This is a genomic window from Paraburkholderia sp. (assembly GCF_026225065.1).
GTDB lineage: Bacteria > Pseudomonadota > Gammaproteobacteria > Burkholderiales > Burkholderiaceae > Paraburkholderia.
In genome coordinates this window covers 1-3,608 of record NZ_JAMFSB010000408.1, presented here as the reverse complement: position 1 = coordinate 3,608, position 3,608 = coordinate 1, and the positions used below count along the sequence as shown (strand labels likewise).

General features: G+C 61.8%; 4 protein-coding genes. All 4 read right to left on the bottom strand.

Annotated elements, in window-relative coordinates:
* Positions 1-917 (bottom strand): anthranilate phosphoribosyltransferase (trpD, locus tag M0954_RS28300; protein ID WP_297356793.1); only part of this gene is annotated, 917 nt, incomplete at its 3' end.
* Positions 918-934: 17 nt separating this feature from the next.
* Positions 935-1,528, bottom strand: a complete 594-nt coding sequence (locus tag M0954_RS28295; RefSeq protein ID WP_297356791.1) for an aminodeoxychorismate/anthranilate synthase component II — start codon at positions 1,526-1,528, stop codon at positions 935-937.
* Between the two features lie 13 nt (positions 1,529-1,541).
* A complete protein-coding gene (gene trpE, locus M0954_RS28290; protein WP_297356789.1) occupies positions 1,542-3,035 on the bottom strand; it encodes an anthranilate synthase component I in 1,494 nt (497 codons plus the stop codon).
* Between the two features lie 381 nt (positions 3,036-3,416).
* Positions 3,417-3,608, bottom strand: a 192-nt coding sequence (locus M0954_RS28285) for an HAD hydrolase-like protein (protein ID WP_297356787.1), incomplete at its 5' end; no start/stop codon positions are given.

Here is a 3,608-nt window from a genome sequence, read left to right as displayed (position 1 = left end):
TTCGCAGCATAGAGCGCCGTGCCCGCGTTCAGTGTGACAATCTCACGCGCCACGCCCGGTTTGTTCTCGAGCGCTTCGAGCAGCATCAGTTTGGATTCGGTGGCGTCAGCCACTTTCAGCGAGCGGTTCGACACCATCTGCATGCCGAAGTCTTCCGGGTGAATCTCGTACTCGAGAATTTCGCCGTTGCGCAGTTCGCCGACTTGCGTCGCCGCGCCGAGCGAAACTTCGTCCATGCCATCCATGCCATAGACGACCAGCACGTGCTTCGCGCCAAGGCGCTGCATCACGCGCACCTGGATGCCGACGAGGTCCCCGTGGAACACGCCCATCAACTGGTTCGGCGCGCTGGCCGGATTGGTGAGCGGCCCGAGGATGTTGAAGAGGGTCCGCACGCCGAGTTCGCGACGCACCGGTGCGATGTTCTTCATTGCCGGGTGATGGTTCGGCGCGAACATGAAACCCATGCCGGTTTCGGCAATGGACGCCGCTACCTGTTCGGGCTGCAGATCGATATTGACGCCGAGTGCTTCGAGGACATCCGCACTACCTGACTTGCTCGATACGCTGCGACCGCCGTGCTTCGCCACCTTTGCGCCGGCTCCGGCGGTGACGAACATGGTTGCCGTGGAGATGTTGAACGTATGCGCGCCGTCGCCGCCGGTACCGACGATATCGACAAAGTTGGAGTTGTCCTGCACCTCAACGTGCCGGGCAAACTCGCGCATCACCGTGGCGGCCGCGGTGATCTCGCCGATAGTCTCTTTTTTGACGCGCAGCCCTGTGATGATGGCGGCCGCCATCACCGGTGACAGCTCGCCGCGCATGATGAGGCGCATCAGATGCAGCATTTCGTCGTGGAAAATCTCGCGGTGCTCGATCGTGCGCTGCAACGCTTCCTGGGGGGTAATCGTCATGACGTCACCTCGGGTGATCAAGCGTTGCGCCTGGACGAAACGGCCTTCGACTGCTTCACGAAATTCTCGAGCAGGGCGTGTCCTTGTTCGGACAGAATGGATTCCGGGTGGAACTGCACGCCTTCGACGGCCAGTTCCTTGTGACGCACGCCCATGATCTCGCCGTCGTCGGTCCACGCGGACACTTCGAGGCACTCGGGCAGAGACTCGCGTTCGATGGCGAGCGAGTGATAACGCGTCACGACGAAGTGCTTCGGCAGGTCGGCGAAGACGCCTTTGCAGTCGGTTTCGATCGTGCTCACCTTGCCGTGCATGATGGTCTGCGCGCGCACGACGCGGCCGCCGAATGCTTCGCCGATGGCTTGATGACCGAGGCATACGCCCAGGATCGGATATCTGCCGGAGAATTCGCGCAGCACGTCGAGCGTGATGCCCGCGTGTTGCGGGTTGCTCGGCCCTGGCGACAGACAAATGCGCTCGGGATTGAGCTTCGCGATTTCGTCCAGCGTGATTTCGTCGTTGCGATAGGTCCGCACGTCTTCGCCGAGTTCGCCGAAGTACTGGACCAGGTTGTAAGTGAATGAGTCGTAGTTGTCGATCATCAGCAGCATGGTCTGTCTCCGGTCAGAAGTCGCTATCGAGGCCGTCTTGCACCTGCTCGGCGGCGCGCAACACCGCGCGCGCCTTGTTTTCGGTCTCTTGCCATTCGGATTCAGGCACCGAATCCGCGACAATGCCTGCTGCCGCCTGCACATACAGATTACCGTTGCTGATCACGCCGGTGCGGATCGTGATGGCCAGATCCATTTCGCCGGTGAACGACAGGTAGCCGACTGCGCCGCCGTACAGGCCGCGTTTGATGGGTTCGAGCTCGTCGATCAGTTCCATCGCGCGGACCTTCGGCGCACCGGACAGCGTGCCGGCCGGGAAGGTGGCGCGCAGCACGTCGAAATTGGTGGTGCCGGGTTTCAGCTTGCCTTCGACCGAGCTCACGATGTGCTGCACGTGCGAGTACTTCTCGATCACCATCTTGTCGGTGACAACCACCGAGCCGATCTGCGCGATGCGGCCCACGTCGTTACGCGCGAGGTCGATCAGCATGACGTGCTCGGCGATTTCCTTCGGGTCGTTCAGCAGTTCGGTGGCGAGTTCGGCATCGCGCTCCGGCGTGTTGCCGCGCGGACGGGTGCCGGCGAGCGGCCGGATCGTGACGATGCGATCCTCACCGCGCTTTTCCTGACGCACCAGAATTTCCGGCGACGCGCCGACCACGTGGAAGTCGCCGAAGTTGTAGTAATACATGTACGGCGACGGGTTCAGCGAACGCAGTGCGCGGTACAGCGAAAGGGGATTGTCGCGGTAGGGTTTCGTCAGACGTTGGCCGACTTGCACCTGCATCAGCTCACCGGCGGCGATGTATTCCTTCGCCTTGCGCACGGCGGCGAGGTAGTCGTCTTTCGCGAATTCGCGGTAAGTCTCGGTGCGCACGCTTGCCGAAGTCACCGGCGGCTGCACGGTAGTGCGCAGGCGCTGACGCAGATCGCGCAGACGCTGCTTGGCGCGGGTGTAGGCCTCAGGCGTGGTGGGGTCCGCGTAGATCACCAGATATAGCTTGCCCGCGAGGTTATCGATCACCGCGACTTCTTCAGTCAGGAGCAACTGGATGTCCGGCAGGTTCAAGTCGTCCGGCGGCGCGCTGTGCGCGAGTTTCTTCTCGATGTAGCGGACCGCGTCATAACCGAAATAGCCTGCAAGACCGCCTGCAAAACGCGGCAGTCCCGGACGTTGCGCCACTTTGAAGCGGCCCTGGAATTGCTGGATGAAGTCGAGCGGATCGCCTTCGTGCGTTTCGACCACGCTACCGTCACGTACCACTTCCGATATCCCGTTGCGGGTGCGCAGCAGCGTGCGGGCGGGCAGGCCGATGAACGAATAGCGTCCAAACCGTTCGCCACCCACCACCGATTCCAGCAGGAACGAGTTGGCGCCGTTTCGCTCGGGCTGGGCGAGCTTCAGATATAGCGACAGCGGGGTTTCCAGGTCGGCGAGCGCTTCGGCGATCAGCGGGATGCGGTTATAGCCCTCGTTCGCGAGGGACTGGAATTCGAGTTCGGTCATGTTCCGATCCTGTTCATAGGTCCGTGCGCGGCGTGCGGCGGACAAAGCGGGGCGATGCGCTGTCTACGTGGCCGGTTTGGGCGAAGCCTGGTCTGGCGATGCTAAAGACAAGGTTAGGCCAACCGGCGCGAGCTTTCCCACGAAGCGTGTACGGGACGGGCGCGCCACGGTACCTGGAGGTACACGACGGCTGCATGAACCGATGCAACGAGAACTACGGGGAAAGGCGCGTGAGCGCAGCGAAGCAAAAAACGGTGCCGAAGACGAGCTTCAGCGTACCTCAGGCGAGGTTAGCGCGACCAGCGACGCCAGGGCCAGGCTCCCCGGTCGATGCTGCTCAGACTCCGTTTTTTGTTCAGAAACATGAGGATGATGGACTTGTTAAGTCGATGTATGGTGAGCTGCGTGTTGCGCTGCAATGGCCTTGGCGGCTTCAAGCAGCGAGGCAACTATACCATCCGATTTTATTGTTTGTATAGCCTGGCCATGGTTGTAGCCGTAGGGCACGGTCAGCGTCGCCATACCCGCTGCACGGCCGGCCAGCGCGTCGTTTTCGGAGTCGCCGATCGCTAC

Bases quoted from the DNA above. Each gene is read 5' to 3' on its own strand.
- M0954_RS28295 (WP_297356791.1), bottom strand. From the start codon at position 1,528: ATGCTGCTGATGATCGACAACTACGACTCATTCACTTACAACCTGGTC.
- trpE (WP_297356789.1), bottom strand. From the start codon at position 3,035: ATGACCGAACTCGAATTCCAGTCCCTCGCGAACGAGGGCTATAACCGC.